Raw genomic sequence first — 17,477 nt, 5'->3', positions numbered from 1 at the left:
GCTCCTTAGCGATGGCCGTACACGCGCGGCTGCGTGTAGTGGTCGATTAACGGGACGGTGATGTTGGCGAGTAGCACGGCGAAGGCCACGCCGTCAGGGTAGCCGCCATAGACGCGGATCAGCCACACCAGCACGCCGATCAGCGCGCCGTAGATTAAACGGCCCTTCGGCGTAGTGGAGGCGCTGACCGGGTCGGTGGCGATGAAGAACGCGCCCAGCATGCTGGCGCCGGAAAACAGGTGGATCAGCGGCGAAGCCTGATGCGCCGGATCGAGCCACCAGGCCAGACCGGAACAGAAAGCGATGGCGGCCAACATGCTGAACGGGATATGCCAATGGATCAGGCGGCGCGCCAGCATAAACAGACCACCGGCCAGGAAGCCGAGGTTGACCCACTGCCAGCCGATGCCGGCCAAGGCGCCGCCGAACAGCGGCTGCTGCAACACCTGTTCCACGCTGTGGCCGCTGCGCAGGCCGGTTTTGAAGCCATCGAGCGGCGTGGCCTGGCTGATGCCGTCCACGCCCATCTGCAGTTCATGCAGCGTCGCGCCTTGCGAAGTATGGCCGCTGAAAATGGCCAGCAGTGTGTCGTGGAACGGCAGCGCGGTGGCGCGCAGCTCATCCGGCGGCAGCCAACTGGTCATCTGCACCGGGAAGGAGATCAGCAGCACCACGTAACCGACCATCGCCGGATTGAACGGGTTCTGCCCAAGGCCGCCGTACAGCTGCTTGGCGATGACGATGGCGAAGAACGTACCGATGACGATCATCCACCAGGGTGCCAGCGGCGGCAGGCTGATGCCGAGCAGCAGCGCGGTCAGCAGGGCGGAGTTATCCGCCAGCCGGCTGCGCACCGGCAGCTTGCGCAGTTTTAGGATCGCGCCTTCCGCCGCCAGCGCGACGATCGCCGCCAGCGCCACCTGGATCAACACGCCGTAGCCGAAAAACCAAATCTGCGCCGCGATGCCGGGAATGCACGCCAACATCACCCACAGCATAATGCGGCTGGTGCTTTGCTGGTTGTGGGTGAACGGCGAGCTGGCGATGTGTAAGCCTTTGGCGGCTGTGGGTGATACCGGCCTGAACTTCATAGAGTAACGATACCTTCTGCGCCGCGCCTGCGGCAGTTTCGATGCGCCGAATTGCGGGCGCGGCAAAAAATAATAGCCGAGCATTCTACCTGATTCGATGCGAGGGTAATACGCCTTAATGGTAGGGGTATTCGGCTTTCCGCACATCTGGCGATCGGGACGGCGCGATTTGATTTTTTTTTGGCCGGTAAATGGGCTAACGTGAGGAATTGTCAGTGGAACTTGTGCCGCCATCGACCGCGGAAAATGGGTTAAGCGTCTGAATGAGATATCATTTTTCTCCAGATTTCCGCACAAAATAACAACTTTCACATAATCCGTGTAGGTTACTATCGCGAACATTATTGAGTCAGTGAATCCATAATAATGACAAATGAAGACATTTTTTTTATTGAAGAGCTAATTGAGTGGGTGGAGATACATCTGGAGAAACGGCCAAACCTGGATGAAGTCGCGCGTATTTCGGGCTATTCCAAGTGGCATCTGCAGCGTAAATTCAAGCGTATTACCGGCATTCAACTCGCCACCTATATCCGTTCGCGCATCCTGACGCGCGCCGCGGTGGCGCTGCGCATTACTCGCCGCTCCATCATCGACATTTCCGATGAGCTGGGCTTCGATTCACAGCAGACCTTCACCCGCATGTTCAAGCAGCGCTTCGGCACCACGCCCAATCGCTACCGCTCGATGGCGCACTGGGACGTGAAAAACCTGATGCCGCGCTTTAACTTCGAAGCCAGCTACGGTGCCGGTTATTATCCGGAAGTGAAGCGGTTGACGCTGCCCGACATGCAGTTGGTTGGTTTCACGCGTCGGTTGGATTTCGCCTCCGAACAGGAGCTGGAATATTCTTCCTGCATGGCGATGAAGGACGAGATTTTCAACGACTTCTTCAAGGGGTTGCACGTTGACTGTCGGCGAATTTACAGCATTTATTCTCCTCATGCCGGGGAGGGCGACGAGCTCTCGTCCACGTTGGTGATGGCGGTCGATCCTGAACACAAAAAGGATATTCTTTCCAACCATCAGATCGACACCTTCCATCTGCCGAGCCGCGAGTTTATCTCCATCAACCATAAGGGCACGGCGAAAGAGTGTCTGCAGTTTTTCGGCTACCTGATGTCGCATGTGATGCCGGGGCTGAAGGATGAGGTGCGCGGCAGTATGGAAATGGAGATCATTCAAACCAAAGAGTGGAACCCCGAGTCCAAACTGCGCCAGATTGAAGTGGATTACACCTACCTGATTTCTATCGATTAAACGGCGCCGGGCTGTGGCCAGGCGCCGCTGTCATCATTTGTCTTCCGTTTCCGCCGTCAGCGATTCCCTGGCGGCTTTTTTGGCTTTGGCGCGGGCGATAGCCGCTGCCACCGCCGCCTTGCGCGGGTCTTCCTCGGCGGCAGCCGGAGCCGGTTCCGCCGCTGCAGGAGCATCCGCCTGCTGCGCGGCTTTCTTGGCTTTTACACGTGCCAGTGCCGCGGCAACCGCTGCTTTGCGCGGGTCTTCCTCGACGGCAGCCGGAGCCGGTTCCGCCGCTGCAGGAGCATCCGCCTGCTGCGCGGCTTTCTTGGCTTTTACACGTGCCAGTGCCGCGGCAACCGCGGCTTTGCGCGGGTCTTCCTCGGCGGCAGCCGGAGCCGGTTCCGCCGCTGCAGGGGCATCGGCCTGCTGCGCGGCTTTTTTGGCTTTGGCGCGGGCGATAGCCGCTGCCACCGCGGCCTTGCGCGGATCTTCCTCGGCGATTGCCGGAGCCGGTTCCGCCGCTGCAGGGGCGTCAGATTGTTGCTCCGCTTTTTTGGCCTTCACGCGCGCCAAGGCGGCAGCAACGGCCGCTTTCCGCGGATCGTCCTCTGTTGCGGCCGGCGCTTCTTTACGCGCTTTCACGCGGGCCAGCGCCGCGGCCACGGCGGCTTTACGCGCGTCGTCGCCGGTGGCCGCCGGCGGTGCTTTCGTTTCCACCTCGGCAGCCAGCTGGGCACGTCGTTCGCGCGCCTGCGCTTTACGTGCTTCGCGGGCAGCGATCATCTCGCTGTTGTCCGGCTGCTGGCCGTCGACCGGCGTAACCGCCGCTTCGGCATTCTTGCTGCGTACGCGCGCCAGCGCGGCCTGCACCGCGCCCTGATCGTCGTCGGTCAGTTTCACGGCGGCCTTTTTATGTCGCTCTTCGCGCGCCAGTTTCTCGCGCTCCAGACGGGCCTGTTTGGCTTCGAAACGGGCCTTGGCCTCGGCGGTGCGCGCCGCCTCCAGATCGATAGCCTTGATTTCGGCCTTTTCCTGCCGGTAGTACTGCACCAGCGGAATGTTGCTGGGGCAGACGAACGCGCAGGCGCCGCATTCGATGCAATCGAACAGGTTGTGGTTACGTGCCTTGTCGTGCTCCTGCCCGCGGCTGAACCAGTACAGCTGTTGCGGCAGCAGCCCGGCGGGGCAAGCGTCCACGCACAGGCCGCAGCGGATGCAGGATTGCTCGGGTTCCTGCGGCGTCATTTCATCGACCGTCGGCGCCAGAATGCAGTTGCTAATCTTGACGATTGGCACGTTCAGCGCGGGCAGGGTGAAGCCCATCAGCGGGCCACCCATGACCACCATCTGCTGCGCCTGCGGGCGGAAACCGGTGAAGTCAAGCAGGTGCTGCACCGGCGTGCCGATGCGCGCCCACAGGTTACCGGGGCGCTCGATCGCCTCGCCGGTCAGGGTCACTACGCGCTCAATCAGCGGTTCGCCGTTGACGATCGCTCGCTTGATGGCGAAGGCGGTGCCGACGTTTTGCATCAATACGCCGATAGCGGAGGAGTGTTTGCCTTGCGGCACTTCCTTGCCGGTCAAAATTTTGGTCAGCTGCTTGGCGCCACCGGACGGGTATTTGGTCGGGATGACACGCAGCGCAATGCTGGACTGGCCGCGTAACGCCTGTTTCAGCGCCGTGATTGCCTCCGGTTTGTTGTCTTCGATGCCGATCAGCGTGAGCTTGGGCTGCAGAATGTGTTGCAGGATCTGCGTGCCTTCAATGATCTGATCGGCATGTTCCTGCATCAGGCGGTCGTCGGCGGTGATGTAAGGCTCGCACTCGGCGGCGTTGAGGATCAGCGTTTCCACGCCGCTCATGCCGCCTTGCAGCTTGCTGGCGGTCGGGAAACCGGCGCCGCCCAAACCGGCGATGCCGGCCTGATGAATACGTTGAATCAGTTCCGCGACAGGGGATTGACGATAGTCCGCCACCGGATCGCGCTCGCACCAGCGGTCTTCCCCGTCTGCCTCGATTATCACGCACAGCTCCGTCAGCCCGGACGGATGGGCGGTGATGTGCGGCGTAATGGCGCTGACGGTGCCCGAGGTCGGGGCATGCACCGGCACGGTGCGGCCGCGGCCGACGGTCAGCGGTTGGCCTTTCAACACCCGATCGCCGGCGTTGACGCACAGTTCGCCTTCCGGCCCCAGGTGCTGCTGCAGCGGAATGATAAAGGTCTTGGGCAGGGGAGCGACACGCAGCGGCGTACCGCTGGACTGCGTTTTCATTTCCGGTGGATGGATCCCGCCGTCGAAATCCCAGATCCGGTCTTTTTTAAAGGCGGCGAACAGATTAAGCATGTTGCTCCACGTGGATCACTTGCACCGGGATCGTCTTCATGTCCCACTTCCAGTTGGCGGTGGTGGTAGCGACCGGTCTCATTTCAATACAGTCGGTAGGGCAAGGGGCGACGCACAGATCGCAGCCGGTACAGAGGTCGGTAATGACGGTATGCATGGCGCGGGTGGCGCCGACGATGGCGTCCACCGGGCAGGCCTGAATGCACTTGGTGCAACCGATGCAGTTGGCCTCGTCGATATAGGCCACCTTACGCTCCGGCTCGGCGGCGGCTTCGCTACCCAGCGGCTGCGGCTCTACGTTGAGCAGCTCCGCCAGTTTCAGCATCACCTGTTCGCCGCCTGGCGCGCATTTGTTGATCATCTCGCCGTTGGCCACTGCCTCGGCATAGGGGCGACAGCCGGGGTAGCCGCACTGGCCGCACTGGCTCTGCGGCAGGATTGCGTCGACCTGCTCGGCGACCGGATCCTCTTCCACCTCAAAACGGCGCGCGGCGTAACCCAGCACCAGTCCGAACAGCAGCCCGAGCGCGCTTAAAGCCGCGATAGCTATCCACAACGCAGTCATTAGAATTTCACCAGCCCGGTAAAGCCCATAAAGGCCAGCGACATCAGCCCGGCGGTGATCAGCGCGATCGAGGAGCCGCGGAACGGCGCCGGGACGTCGGCGACCGCCAGACGTTCGCGAATGGCGGCGAACAGCACCATCACCAGCGAGAAACCGGCGGCGGCGCTGAAGCCGTAAACGGCGGACTGCAGGAAGTTATAGCCGAGGTTGACGTTAAGCAACGCTACGCCCAGCACCGCACAGTTGGTGGTGATCAGCGGCAGGAAGATGCCCAGCAGGCGGTAGAGTGCCGGGCTGGTCTTGCGCACCACCATCTCGGTGAACTGAACGACGACGGCGATCACCAGAATGAAGGAGAGCGTGCGCAGATACACCAGATCCAGCGGAACCAGAATAAAGGTGTTGATCACCCAGGCGCTGACGGAGGCCAGCGTCATAACGAAGGTGGTGGCCATTCCCATGCCGATGGCGCTTTCCAGCTTCTTGGAAACGCCGAGGAACGGGCACAGGCCAAGAAACTTCACCAGAACGAAGTTGTTCACCAGTACGGTGCCGACAAACAGGAGCAGGTATTCGGTCATTGCGATGCCTAAAAAAATAAAAGCCGCCTATTATCGGGAATCGGCGGCCGGACGACAACATATGAATCGCAGGGGTATTGCCTTTTTTGGTGAAAATTTACACAAATCACCCAATAAAACGTGCTGCAACTCCCTTTAACGTTCGGTAAAGGTCCCTTTGACCCGCTGCGAACGCTTGATGTAAGGCACCAGCAGCGCCGCCATCAGCAGCGGCCAGCCGAGGCTGCGCACCGCCACTTCATCCGGCACCGGCGCGAAGGCGAAGGCTTTCACCGCCAGAATTACCGTGATCAGCAGCCATAACAAGAACAGTTTGGGGAAGCGCTGCGAGCGCTGGCAAAACAGAAACACCAGCCACAGGGTGAAGCCCCACATCAAAAGCGTGGTCAGCACCGAAAAGTACCATTGCAGGGTAAATGCCTGGGCGTTGGTCAACAGATAGTCGCGCGACTCGGGCATGAAGATCGCCATGGCGTACAGGAGCAGCATCAGGCTGGCGCTGAGCAGGGTGACGATCAGATAGGCCAGCGGGGCCAGCAACCAACCGCCGATACGAGTGTATTCAGCTTGAGACATAAAGGCTTCCTGATTGAAACGGGGATCACAGGCGGCATAGCTTAGCGGGTAATATAGGCTTCGTCATCTCTATCAACCGGATAGCTCGGCATCGCGACGCCGGGCCGCACGTTTGGCTACGCCGGCCTCGCTTCGAATTAACATCTCATTTACTTCTTGTTCCATCCGGCCGCATGGTGTCAAATCGAAAGGGTCTGTCGTGAGCCAGCAAGAGGAAATCCCATGGCTGAGAAAATTCGTGTCGGGCTGGTCGGTTACGGCTACGCCGGCAAAACCTTTCATGCGCCGCTGATTGCCGGTACGCCGGGGCTGGAGCTGGCCGCCGTCTCCAGCAGCGATGCCGGCAAAGTGCACGCCGACTGGCCGTCGATGACGGTGGTGGGTGGTGCGCAGGCGCTGTTCGCCGATCCGGCCCTCGATCTGATCGTCATTCCTACCCCCAACGATACCCATTTCCCGCTGGCGCAGCAGGCGTTGGCCGCCGGCAAGCACGTGGTGGTGGATAAACCGTTTACCGTGACATTGTCACAAGCGCAGGCACTGCAACAGCAGGCGCAACAGAGTGGTTTATTGCTGTCGGTGTTCCACAACCGCCGCTGGGACAGCGATTTCCTCACCCTTAAAGCGCTGTTAAACGACGGTTCGCTGGGCGAGGTGGTGTACTTCGAGTCGCACTTCGATCGTTATCGGCCACAGGTGCGTCAGCGCTGGCGCGAACAGGGCGGCGTCGGCAGCGGTATCTGGTTCGATTTGGGGCCGCATCTGCTCGATCAGGCGCTGCAACTCTTCGGCAAACCCGAGCGGCTGTTTGTCGATCTGGGTGAGCTGCGGCCGGGGGCGCAGGCGGTGGACTATTTCCACGCGCTGCTGAGCTATGGCGATCGCCGTGTGGTGCTGCACGCCAGCATGCTGGCGGCGGCGGAGAGCCCGCGCTACGTGGTGCACGGCACCCGCGGCAGCTATGTCAAATATGGCCTCGATCCGCAGGAAGACCGGCTGAAGGCCGGCGAACGCTTGCCGCAGGCCGACTGGGGCTATGACATGCGCGAGGGTGTGGTGACGCTGTCACGCGGCGACCTGCTGGCGGAACAGCCGCTGCTCAATATTCCCGGCAACTACCCGGCTTATTACGCGGCGGTGCGCGACGCGATCGCCGGCATAGGCGAAAATCCGGTGCCGGCCGCCGACGCCATCGCGGTGATGGCATTGATCGAACTGGGGCTGGAATCGGCCCGGCTGCAGCAGGCGCTGCCGGTGCTCTGATCCCGCCCACTTCTCTGTGGCCCGGCGCAACGTCGGGCCTTTTTACGACTCTACGTGCAAGGAAATCCGTTTCATGTCCTGGTTGCAGCGTTTGCGCATTGATAAATTTTTGCTGGTTCTGATTTTGGTGGTGATCGTCGCCTCGCTGTTCCCCTGCGAAGGCATCTGGAAAACCTTCTTTGAACACCTGACCACCGCCGCCATCGCGCTGCTGTTCTTTATGCACGGCGCCAAGCTGTCGCGCGAGGCGATCATCGCCGGCATGAGTCACTGGAAGCTGCACCTGCTGGTGTTCCTCAGCACCTTTGCGCTGTTCCCGCTGCTCGGGCTGGCGATGAACCTGCTGGTGCCGGGCATCATGACGCCGACGGTCTATCTCGGCTTCCTCTACCTGTGCGCGCTGCCGGCCACGGTGCAATCGGCCATCGCCTTTACGTCGGCGGCGGGCGGCAACGTGGCGGCGGCGATCTGCAGCGCCTCGGCGTCGAGCATTCTCGGCGTGTTCCTGTCGCCGCTGCTGGTGGGAGCATTGATGCATACCCAGGGCGGCAATACCGACGTATTGCACGCCATCGGTTCGATCATTCTGCAATTGATGGTGCCATTTGTGGTCGGTCACCTGGCGCGGCCATTGATCGGCAAGTGGGTCGATCGCCATCGCAAGTTGATCAACCTGACCGACCGTTCATCGATCCTGCTGGTGGTGTATACCGCATTCAGCGCGGCGGTGGTGGAAGGGATTTGGCACCGTATCGACGGTTGGTCGCTGCTGACTATCCTGGTGATGTCGCTGGTGCTGCTGACGGTGGTGCTGGTGATCAACACCTATGCGGCGCGTTGGCTGGGCTTCAACACCGCCGATGAGATCACCATCGTCTTCTGCGGCTCGAAAAAGAGCCTGGCGAACGGCATCCCGATGGCCAACGTGCTGTTCCCGGCCGCGGCGGTGGGCGCCATGGTGCTGCCGCTGATGATTTTCCACCAGGTTCAACTGATGGTGTGCGCGGTGCTGGCGCAGCGCTATGCGCGTAAAACCGCTAAACAGCGGGCCGAGGCGGAGGCGCTGGTGGCCAAATAGGCCGCAGGCCGCTAACGGTGGCTCAGCGCGTCGAGCAGAAAGTCGGCGCGCTCATCGGGTGAAACGCGCGGCAGCTCTTGCAGCCGATAGCCATAACGGCGATAGATGGCCACCATCGCCCGATAGGTCTGCTCGGCTTCGGCGAAAGACTGTTTCCTCTCGCTGTCCTGCGCATAAATCGCTCGCCACGGTGGGGTGATGAACACCGTATCGGCATAGCGAAAGGCGTCGATCGCCGCCGTTAAGGGGGCGGGGATCGATAATCCGCACAGCGTCAGGTAACCGGCGATATCCGGCAGGCCGCGATCGAAGAACCAACATGTTGCACCCGTCGCTTCGCGCCATGAATGCAGTTCCCAATCGAGCATCCGCTCGGCGAAAGCCTGACGATCGCCCCACGGTAGCGCATTACCCCCAATATTCACCTGATGCTGAATAATCGCCCGGCCCGCCTCCAAGGAGTGCGGGTAACCACGGCGATGAAGAACGTCGATGAGCGTGCTTTTGCCCGAACCCGGGCCGCCGGTCAGCACGATGCGGCGTAGTTTGTCAGACATACGGAATTCCTCTCTTGCCACAGAGTGATGGGGTGAAAACAGCGATAAAGACGAGCAGGCGGAAGAAAACGGGGGATGAGAAGAAGGCGCCGTTTGGCGCCTTGGGAGATTTAGCCCTGCACTTTGGCGCGCAGTGCCTGTTTTTCCTGTTCGCTGAGGAAAGCCAGCTTCAGGCCATTTTCCTGAGCGGTGCGGATTTCTTCCGGCGTCAGCCCGGCCTGCGGCGCGGCGACGCGGTATTCATGCTCGATCTCGATGCCCTGAACCGCCGGATCGTCGGTGTTGATCGACGCCAGCACGCCGTGGCGCAGGAAAGTGGCCAGCGGATGCTGCGCCAGCGACGGCACGGTGCTGGTCTGGATGTTGGAGGTCAGGCAGGACTCGATGCCGATGCCGTGTTCCGCCAGGAAGTCCATCAGCGCTGGATCTTCGACCGCTTTCACCCCGTGGCCGATACGTTCGGCGCCCAGCTCGCGGATCGCCTGCCAGATGCTTTCCGGGCCGGCGGCTTCGCCCGCGTGCACGGTGATGCGCAGGCCGGCGTCGCGCGCGCGGTTGAAGTGGCTGAGGAACAGGCTACCGGGGAAGCCCAGCTCATCGCCCGCCAAGTCCAGCGCGGTAATGCCGTCGCGGTGCGCCAGCAATCCTTCCAGCTCTTGCAGACAGGCAGCCTCGCCGAAGGTGCGGCTCATGATGCCGATCAGGCGAATGTCGATGTCGCGATCGCGGCAGCCCGAGCGAATCCCGTCGATCACCGCTTCCACCACGCCGGCGACCGGCAGCTGATGCTTCATCGCCATGTAGTAAGGGGAAAAACGCAGCTCGGCGTAGTGCAGGCCGGCGTTGGCGGCGTCCTCGACGTTTTCGTAAGCCACCCGGCGGCAGGCGTCCAGATCGCCCAGCACCGCCACGCCCCAGTCCAGTTTCTGCAGGAAGCTGACCAGGTCCGGTTCGGCATGGGTGATCTGCACGTGCGGGCGCAGGCTCTCCAAATCGTTGGCCGGCAGGGCGAGATTGAACTGGCGACCGAGGTCGAGAATGGTCTGCGCGCGGATGTTGCCGTCGAGATGGCGGTGAATGTCGGTAAGCGGTAAGCGGGGATCGATCATGCTGGGCACTCGCTAATTATCGTAGGTAAAGTGCAGAACAGTATAAAAACAAATGGATGAAACTTGCCATCGCGTTGCATAAAAAAGTGACGTGAATCACAAATAATGCGAGATATATCGCATTATCGTCGTGAATCAGGCTTTCAACACGCTGACGCCCGCCTGCTGCAACGGCGCGATCAGCGCGTCATCGGTAGCCCGCTCAACGATGATGGTGTGCGCCAGCGTAATATCGCCGATCGCATACTGCGAGGCGGCGTTAAGCTTGGCGGCGGAAGCCAGCACCACGGTTTCCGCCGCGCGGGCCGCCAGCGCGCGTTTGATGTAAGCCTCCTCCAGATCGCCGGTGCTCAGCCCCGCAGTGGGGTGTACGCCGGTCACGCCCATAAAATAGAGATCGGCGCGAATATGCGACATCGCTTCCACCGCGGCGGCGCCGACGCTGACGATCGAATGCTTGTACAGCCGGCCACCGATCAGAATCACCTCGACCGTGGGGTGATCGACCAGGCCCACGGCGACGCTGGGGCTGTGGGTGACGATGGTGGCGTTGAGGTTGGCCGGCAGTTGCCTGACCAGCTCTGCAGAGGTGGTGCCTCCGTCGATAATCACTACCTGGCCGGGGGCGATCAGCGCCGCTGCCGCTTTGGCGATCGCGCGTTTGGCGCCGGATTCCAACTGATTGCGTTCGGCAAAGCTGGCAATGGCGGAAGAAACCGGCAGGGCGCCACCATGCACCCGCTGTAGCAACCCTTCGGCGTCCAATTCGCGCAGATCGCGCCGGACCGTATCTTCCGACAGCCCGAACATTTCGCTGAGCTGCTTGGCTAACACCTGGCCGTCCTGAGCCAGTTTTTCCAGGATGATTTTCTTGCGCTGGCTGGTCAACATGGCCATTTCCTCTCGAATTTTCTATGCACGAAATATCTTGATCATACACGAAACTGCACGATAGTATCAATTTCCTTCCTCTGGCGGAGTAAACCGATGATAGCCACCAAAGACAGGGTTCGCATTGTCGAAACCCGGGTGTTGTCCGATGACTGGTACCTGCTGAAAAAAACCACCTTTGATTTTCTGCGGCGCGACGGCGTCTGGCAGCGGCAAAGTCGCGAGACCTACGATCGCGGTGATGGCGCGGTCATTTTGCTGTTCAACCGGCAGGCGCAAACGGTGATCCTGACGCGCCAGTTCCGCTTTCCGGCCTTCGTCAACGGCCATGACGGCATGTTGATTGAGGCTGCCGCCGGGTTGCTGGACAACGCGTCGCCGGAGGCACGCATCCGCGCCGAAGCGGAAGAGGAAACCGGCTATTTCGTGCAGAGCGTGGAGAAAGTATTCGAAGCCTATATGAGCCCAGGCTCGGTCACCGAGAAGCTGCACTTTTTCGTCGGCGAATATCAGGCGGGCGACCGCATCAACGAGGGCGGCGGGTTGGCGGCGGAGGGGGAAGATCTGGAGGTGCTCGAGCTGCCGCTGGCGCAAGCCCTGCAGGCGATTCGCCAGGGCACGATCGTTGACGCCAAGACCATCATGCTGCTGCAGTTTGTCGCCTTGAACCGGACGTTGGAGGAAGAACGATGAAAGCACAACAAATCTTGATTGCTGGCCCTTATCGCAGCGGCACCGATGGCGATCCGCAGCGTATCGCCGCCAATCTGGCGCGCCTGGAACAGGCCGCGCTGGCGGTTTACCAGCGGGGGCACGTGCCGGTGATCGGCGAGTGGCTGGCGCTGCCTTTGGCGGCGGCGGCAGGTTCCACTCAGGTTGGCGATGCGGTGAGCGAGGCGTTTCTTTACCCGGTGGCGCATCGGCTGATTGCACAGTGTCAGGCGGTGTATCGCATCGAAGGGGCGTCTGCGGGGGCCGATAACGACGTGCGGCTGGCCAACGAGTGGGGATTGACGGTTTATCGTCATCTGGAGGAGATCCCGTCTGTTCAGGCGTAACGCCGGGGCGGGCAGAGGCTCGCCCCCTCGCGTTATTGCTCGTCCAGCACCAACCTCAATCCGGCGATCAGCTTGTCCATGCCGGCCTCCAGCTTGCTGCGCGGGCAGCCGACGTTGAGACGCAGGAACCCGCGGCCTTCCTCGCCGTAGGTAAAGCCCGGCATGATCGCCACCTTTTCACGCTCGATCAGCACCTGCTGCAGCGCCCGATCGTCCACGGCCAGCGGCCGCAGATCGATCCAGGCCAGGTAGGTGGCCTGCGGCGGGCGCCAGCCCAGCGCGGGAAACGCCTGCTCCAGCCGCTCGGCGACGTAGGTCAGATTATCCTGCAGGTAGTCGCGCAGGGCGTCCAGCCAGGGTTCGCCGTGGCGGTAGGCGGCCACGTGCGCCGCCACCGCCAGCACCGCCGGCGAGGAGAGGCCATCGCGGGCTTTGAGCTGCTGGAAATAGGCTTCGCGGCTGGCGTCGTCGCTGATAAAGCCGTAGGCGCCGGTTAGCGCCGGAATGTTGAAACTCTTGGAGCCGGAGGTCAGCAAGGCCCAGGCGCCGGTCGCCACCTGGCTCCACGGCGTATGGCGGTGTTCACCCCAGACCATGTCCATGTGGATTTCATCGCTGATCACGCGCACGTCATGGCGCTCGCACAGTTCGGCCATCTGCTGCAGCTCGTCGCGGCGCCACACTTTGCCGGTGGGGTTATGCGGGCTGCACAGCAACAGGATCTTGGTCTGCGGCCGCGCCAGCAGCGCTTCGAGATGCGCCATGTCGCAGCGCCAGTCGTCCCCGGCCTTGTGCAGCGGGCAGGCCAGCAGCTGGCGCTGGTTGGCGAGGATCACCTTGTAGAAGGCGTCATAGGCCGGGGTATGGGTCACCACATAGTCGCCCGGTATGGACCATTGGCGGATCAGCTGCGCCGCCATGTAGATAACGGAAGGGCCGTACACCGCCGTTGCGGTGTCGATAGCGGTGTTGAAGCGTTGCTGATACCAGTGGCGCAGCGCGCCGAGAAAATCCTCATGCTGCCAGCGGCTGTAGCCCAGCACGCCGTGCTGCAGGCGTTGCTGCAACGCCTCGAGAATGCACGGCGCGGTGGCGAAATCCATATCGGAGATGGTGAACGGCAGCAGGTCGTCGCTGCCGAAACGATCGGCGATATAGTCCCACTGGGTGCACCAGGTGCCGTGGCGGTCGATCGGGGTGGAGAAATCAAACATGGGTGGCTCCCTGCAGCGCCGCGGCAGGTTGCGCCGTGGCTATCAGTGAGTCTAATTCATCTTTCACCGATTGCACCTGCGGACCGATCACCACCTGCAGATTATGGTCGTTGAGATGCACCACGCCGATGGCGCGGTGGGCCTTCAGCGCCGCGTCGTCCACCTGACTCATATCGTTGACCGACAGGCGCAGGCGGGTGATGCAGTTGTCCAGCGTGATAATGTTGCCCGGGCCGCCGAGCGCCGCCAGAATCGCCGGCACGTTGTAGCCGGATTTGCCCACCGCGCCACTCGTCGCGCTTTGGCTGACGGCGCTGTCGCTCTCACGGCCCGGCGTTTTGATGTTAAAACGCTGGATGGCGAAGCGGAAAATGGCGTAATAGCCGACGAACCAGACGGCGGCCACCACCGGCACCAGATACCACTTGGTGGCGGTGCCGTGCAAAATGCCGAACACCACGAAGTCGATGATGTTGCCGTCGGTGTTGCCGATGGTCACGCCCAGCAGCGCCATCACGGTAAAGCCCAACCCGGTGAGCAGCGCGTGGATCAGATACAGGAACGGCGCGACGAACAGGAACAGGAACTCGATCGGCTCGGTGGTGCCACCAACCACGCAGGCCACCACGCCGGAAATCAACAGCCCTTTGATTTTATGACGGTTCTCCGGCTTGGCGCAGTGGTACATCGCCAGCGCCGCGCCCGGCAGGCCGCCGAGAAACGCCGGCATTTTACCCTGCGACAGGAAGCGGGTGGCGCTCTCGGCGAAGCCGGTGGTGGTTGGGCAGGAGAGCTGCGCCTGGAAGATGGTCAGGGCACCGCTGACGCTGTGGCCGCACACCTCCATGGTACCGCCCGCCTCGGTAAAGCGGATTAGCGCCACCAGAATGTGCTGCAGGCCGAACGGCAGCAGCAAGCGTTCGCCGGTGCCGAACAGCATCGGGCCAAAGGCGCCGGCGCTGTTGATCACCCAGCCCAGCCCGGTGATGCCGGCGGCGAACCACGGCCAGATCAGCGGGATCACCAGGCCGCACAGGCCCAGCACCACGGTGGTGACGATCGGTACGAAGCGCGTGCCGCCGAAGAACGCCAGTGCGTCCGGCAGGCGGATGGTGTGGAAGCGTTCATGCAGGCGATAGACGATGATGCCGACGATCACCGCGCCGAGGATACCGGTATCGATCGACTGAATGCCGAGGATGTTCTGGATATTGTTGGCTTTCAGCACCAGCGGATCGCTGGTGGGCAGCACGCCGGCGGCGGTCAGGTAGAAGTTGGTGCCCAGATTCAGCACGGCGAAGCCGACGAAGCCGGAGAAAGCGGCGACGCCTTTGTTCTCACGCGCCATGCCCAGTGGAATGGCGATGGCGAACATCACCGGCAGGAAGCTGAAGGCGAAGGAGCCTACCTTGCTCATCCAGGTAAAGATCAGCTGGAAGATCGGGTGGCCGATAAACGGCATCAGGGTGATCACGTCGCGGCTGCTCAGCGAGCTGCCGATCCCCAGCATGATGCCGCAGAAAGAGAGCAAGGCGACGGGCAACATGAAGGTTTTGCCCAGGCTCTGGAAGAACTCCCAGAGGGTGATTTTGGGTTTGTTGGCTGCTGACATAACCGACTTCTCCTGGCGAAAAGACGAGCAAAAAGGGGACTTCTGATTAGGTAAAAAGAAGATAAAACGTTTTACCTAGCAAAAATGCGCCGCCAATCACAAATCTGCCGCCCGGTTTTTGGCGACAATGCGGCAGGCAGTAAAACGTTTTACTGAGCTAACGGATTCGGTATACCCTTGATCATTACGGCGCGGGTTGCCCAGGAACGGGTTCGCAGAGACTATGAGCATCAAAAAAATCACCATCACCGATGTGGCGCAGCAGGCGGGCGTGTCGGTCACCACGGTTTCCCTGGTGTTGAGCGGCAAGGGGCGCATTTCGCCGACCACCGTCGAGAAGGTCAATCAGGCGATAGAGCAGCTGGGTTATGTGCGCAATCGCCAGGCGGCGACGCTGCGCGGCGCGGAGTCCGGAGTGATTGGCCTTATTCTGCGCGACATCTGCGAACCCTTCTATGCCGAAATGACCGCCGGGCTGAGCGAGGCGCTGGAGGCGCACGACAAGCTGCTGTTTTTAACCCAGAGCGGGCGCGATGGCCAAGGCTTGCAGCGGGCGTTTGACGCGCTGCTGGCGCAGGGCGTTGACGGCATCGTACTGGCGGGCGGCATCCGCGCGGCGGCGGGCCTGAAGGAAAAGGCGGCCGAGCAGGGCGTGCCGCTGGTGTGCGTGGCGCGCTCCAGCGGTCTCGAGGGCGTGGACGTGGTGCGGCCGGACAATATGCAGGCCGCCAAGCTGGCCACCGAATTTTTGATCAAACGCGGCCACAGCCAAATTGCTTACCTCGGCGGCCAGAGCGACTCATTGACGCGCGCCGAGCGGCTGGGCGGATTTTGCGCCACGCTGGTACAGTACGGCCTGCCGTTTCGCAGCGAATGGATCGTCGAGTGTGATTGCCGGCAGCGTGAGGCGGCGGAAGCGGCGGAACAGCTGCTGCGCCACTACCCGAACATTACCGCCATCGTTTGCCACAAGGCGTCGGTCGCGCTCGGCGCCTATTTTGGCCTGACGCGCAGCGGCCGCAGCATCGGCTCGGACGGGGTCGACGCCTACTACGGCCGGCAGGTAGCGCTGATCGGTTTCGGCGACGTGCCGGAGGCCGAGCTGACCGAACCGCCGCTGACCTTCGTCTCCAGCTCGGCGCGGGAAGTGGGGCGCAGTGCCGCTGCGCGCCTGCTGCAGCGTATCGGTGACGCCGACCTGCCGGCGCAGAACGTCATTCTGCCGCCGACGCTGATCCGGCGCGGCTCCGCCTAGTCCCGCCGCTGCTCCTCTTCCGCCTCCCGGCGGATCCAACCGATAAAGGTTTTCATCGCCGGCGTCAGATCCCGCGACTTCAAATGGGTCAGCCAATAGGCGCCGAGCGCGGTCTCGGTGGCAAACGGCCTTTGCAGCGCGCCGGCGGCCAGTTCGCGGCGGAACATGCTGACCGGCGCCAGCGCCACGCCATCGCACTGGATCGCGCCTTCCACCATCAGCCTTGACGAGTCGAACACCGGGCCGTTGATCCGCCACGGCGTCACCTGCGCCGCCGTGAACCAGCGCTCCCATTCATCCTTGCGGTAGGTGCGCATCAGCTGCTCGTGCTGCAGATCCTGCGGCGTGCTCAGGCGCGCGGCGACCGTCGGCGGGCAGAGCACCGTCAGCGGCGCGTCGAACAGCTTAATATTGCAGGTGGCGGGCCAGAGGCCTTCGCCGAAGCGGATGGCGAAATCCATACCGTCGGCCGACAGATTGACCAGATTGTTGTGGGTTAGCACCCGCAGATCGATAAACGGGTGCGCCGTGCGGAACGCCGCCAGCCTCGGCATCAGCCAGCCGACGGCGAAGGTGCCGACCACCGCCACCGTCAGCACCTCGTGGAAATGCCCGCCTTCGAACTGCTGCAGCACCGCCTCAATGCTGTCGAAGGCGTCGCTCAACACCGGCAGCAGCGCCTGACCCTCTTCGGTCAAATCGAGCCCGCGCGGCAGGCGGCGGAACAGCTGGATGCCCAGCTGTTCTTCCAGCATGCGTACCTGCTGGCTGATGGCGGCCTGGGTCACCCGCAGCTCCAGGCCGGCGCGGGTGAAGTTCAGGTGGCGGGCGGAGGATTCGAACGCCCGCAGGGCGTTGAGGGGAAGTCGATTGCGCATTGTCGATAGCCATAAGTTTTTCTTTATGCTGGCTGAAATTATTATCGCTTGTCAACCCGGCGGCAAAATCCGATATTTGGCGCGGCTGCTGAGAACGTCGCGGCAGCCGTAAAGGAATGACATCATCAATCAGGGAAAGCGCCGTGTATAACGCCAACAAA

Annotated in this window: 17 protein-coding genes; 6 read left to right on the top strand and 11 right to left on the bottom strand. The window is 62.0% G+C overall.

Annotated features, from left to right (window positions below; all coding sequences use genetic code 11):
- Positions 1–5: 5 nt before the first annotated feature.
- A complete protein-coding gene (gene rsxD, locus BVU99_RS16920; RefSeq protein WP_089196521.1) occupies positions 6–1,091 on the bottom strand; it encodes an electron transport complex subunit RsxD in 1,086 nt (361 codons plus the stop codon).
- Positions 1,092–1,457: 366 nt separating this feature from the next.
- On the opposite strand from rsxD, the gene BVU99_RS16915 reads away from it, so the two are divergent.
- Complete coding sequence (locus tag BVU99_RS16915; protein WP_025302685.1) at positions 1,458–2,351, top strand: helix-turn-helix domain-containing protein; 894 nt, start codon at positions 1,458–1,460, stop codon at positions 2,349–2,351.
- Between the two features lie 33 nt (positions 2,352–2,384).
- Here the strand turns inward: BVU99_RS16915 and rsxC are convergent, their stop codons facing one another.
- The 4 genes from rsxC to BVU99_RS16895 form a co-directional block, all read right to left on the bottom strand.
- On the bottom strand, positions 2,385–4,679 hold the full coding sequence (rsxC, locus tag BVU99_RS16910) for an electron transport complex subunit RsxC (protein ID WP_099816801.1): 2,295 nt from the start codon (positions 4,677–4,679) through the stop codon (positions 2,385–2,387).
- On the bottom strand, positions 4,672–5,244 hold the full coding sequence (rsxB, locus tag BVU99_RS16905) for an electron transport complex subunit RsxB (RefSeq protein ID WP_004938428.1): 573 nt from the start codon (positions 5,242–5,244) through the stop codon (positions 4,672–4,674). The genes rsxC and rsxB overlap by 8 nt, the downstream gene beginning before the upstream one ends.
- Entirely contained in the window at positions 5,244–5,825 is a 582-nt protein-coding gene (gene rsxA, locus BVU99_RS16900; protein WP_004938443.1) for an electron transport complex subunit RsxA, read from the bottom strand. The genes rsxB and rsxA overlap by 1 nt, the downstream gene beginning before the upstream one ends.
- 135 nt (positions 5,826–5,960) lie before the next feature.
- Entirely contained in the window at positions 5,961–6,401 is a 441-nt protein-coding gene (locus BVU99_RS16895; RefSeq protein ID WP_016927891.1) for a DUF2569 domain-containing protein, read from the bottom strand.
- 222 nt (positions 6,402–6,623) lie between these two features.
- Here BVU99_RS16895 and BVU99_RS16890 point away from each other — a divergent pair, with 222 nt between their 5' ends.
- Entirely contained in the window at positions 6,624–7,664 is a 1,041-nt protein-coding gene (locus tag BVU99_RS16890) for an oxidoreductase (protein ID WP_099816802.1), read from the top strand.
- A gap of 73 nt (positions 7,665–7,737) precedes the next feature.
- The gene (locus BVU99_RS16885) at positions 7,738–8,742 is read left to right on the top strand and encodes a bile acid:sodium symporter family protein (protein WP_049295494.1); all 1,005 of its coding nucleotides are present in this window, start codon (positions 7,738–7,740) and stop codon (positions 8,740–8,742) included.
- An 11-nt stretch (positions 8,743–8,753) separates the two neighbouring features.
- Here BVU99_RS16885 and BVU99_RS16880 read toward each other — a convergent pair whose 3' ends face one another.
- From BVU99_RS16880 to BVU99_RS16870, 3 genes are all read right to left on the bottom strand, one after another.
- Complete coding sequence (locus tag BVU99_RS16880; RefSeq protein ID WP_043143298.1) at positions 8,754–9,299, bottom strand: AAA family ATPase; 546 nt, start codon at positions 9,297–9,299, stop codon at positions 8,754–8,756.
- A 110-nt stretch (positions 9,300–9,409) separates the two neighbouring features.
- A complete protein-coding gene (add, locus tag BVU99_RS16875) occupies positions 9,410–10,408 on the bottom strand; it encodes an adenosine deaminase (RefSeq protein ID WP_016927887.1) in 999 nt (332 codons plus the stop codon).
- Positions 10,409–10,543: 135 nt separating this feature from the next.
- Positions 10,544–11,299 carry a DeoR/GlpR family DNA-binding transcription regulator gene (locus BVU99_RS16870; RefSeq protein ID WP_025302690.1) on the bottom strand — a complete coding sequence of 252 codons (756 nt, stop codon included), beginning with the start codon at positions 11,297–11,299 and terminating at the stop codon, positions 10,544–10,546.
- 96 nt (positions 11,300–11,395) lie between these two features.
- On the opposite strand from BVU99_RS16870, the gene BVU99_RS16865 reads away from it, so the two are divergent.
- Together BVU99_RS16865 and BVU99_RS16860 are read left to right on the top strand one after the other, a co-directional pair.
- A complete protein-coding gene (locus tag BVU99_RS16865) occupies positions 11,396–11,992 on the top strand; it encodes an NUDIX domain-containing protein (protein ID WP_025302691.1) in 597 nt (198 codons plus the stop codon).
- Entirely contained in the window at positions 11,989–12,357 is a 369-nt protein-coding gene (locus BVU99_RS16860; RefSeq protein ID WP_033640470.1) for a hypothetical protein, read from the top strand. The genes BVU99_RS16865 and BVU99_RS16860 overlap by 4 nt, the downstream gene beginning before the upstream one ends.
- A gap of 32 nt (positions 12,358–12,389) precedes the next feature.
- Here BVU99_RS16860 and BVU99_RS16855 read toward each other — a convergent pair whose 3' ends face one another.
- Positions 12,390–13,571 carry a MalY/PatB family protein gene (locus BVU99_RS16855; protein WP_043143295.1) on the bottom strand — a complete coding sequence of 394 codons (1,182 nt, stop codon included), beginning with the start codon at positions 13,569–13,571 and terminating at the stop codon, positions 12,390–12,392.
- On the bottom strand, positions 13,564–15,183 hold the full coding sequence (gene malX / locus BVU99_RS16850; RefSeq protein WP_043143292.1) for a maltose/glucose-specific PTS transporter subunit IIBC: 1,620 nt from the start codon (positions 15,181–15,183) through the stop codon (positions 13,564–13,566). The genes BVU99_RS16855 and malX overlap by 8 nt, the downstream gene beginning before the upstream one ends.
- A gap of 223 nt (positions 15,184–15,406) precedes the next feature.
- On the opposite strand from malX, the gene BVU99_RS16845 reads away from it, so the two are divergent.
- Positions 15,407–16,438: a Mal regulon transcriptional regulator MalI gene (locus tag BVU99_RS16845; RefSeq protein WP_025302695.1), complete on the top strand. Its 1,032-nt coding sequence runs from the start codon at positions 15,407–15,409 to the stop codon at positions 16,436–16,438.
- Here BVU99_RS16845 and BVU99_RS16840 read toward each other — a convergent pair.
- Entirely contained in the window at positions 16,435–17,316 is an 882-nt protein-coding gene (locus tag BVU99_RS16840; protein WP_099816803.1) for a LysR family transcriptional regulator, read from the bottom strand. The two genes, BVU99_RS16845 and BVU99_RS16840, sit on opposite strands and share 4 nt — an antisense overlap.
- Between the last annotated feature and the right edge of the window lie 161 nt (positions 17,317–17,477).

Origin of the sequence: Serratia sp. OLAL2 (assembly GCF_002752475.1) — a bacterium.
GTDB lineage: Bacteria > Pseudomonadota > Gammaproteobacteria > Enterobacterales > Enterobacteriaceae > Serratia > Serratia bockelmannii.
Note: the sequence above shows the minus strand (reverse complement) of the source record. Positions and strands in the feature narration are given on the sequence as shown.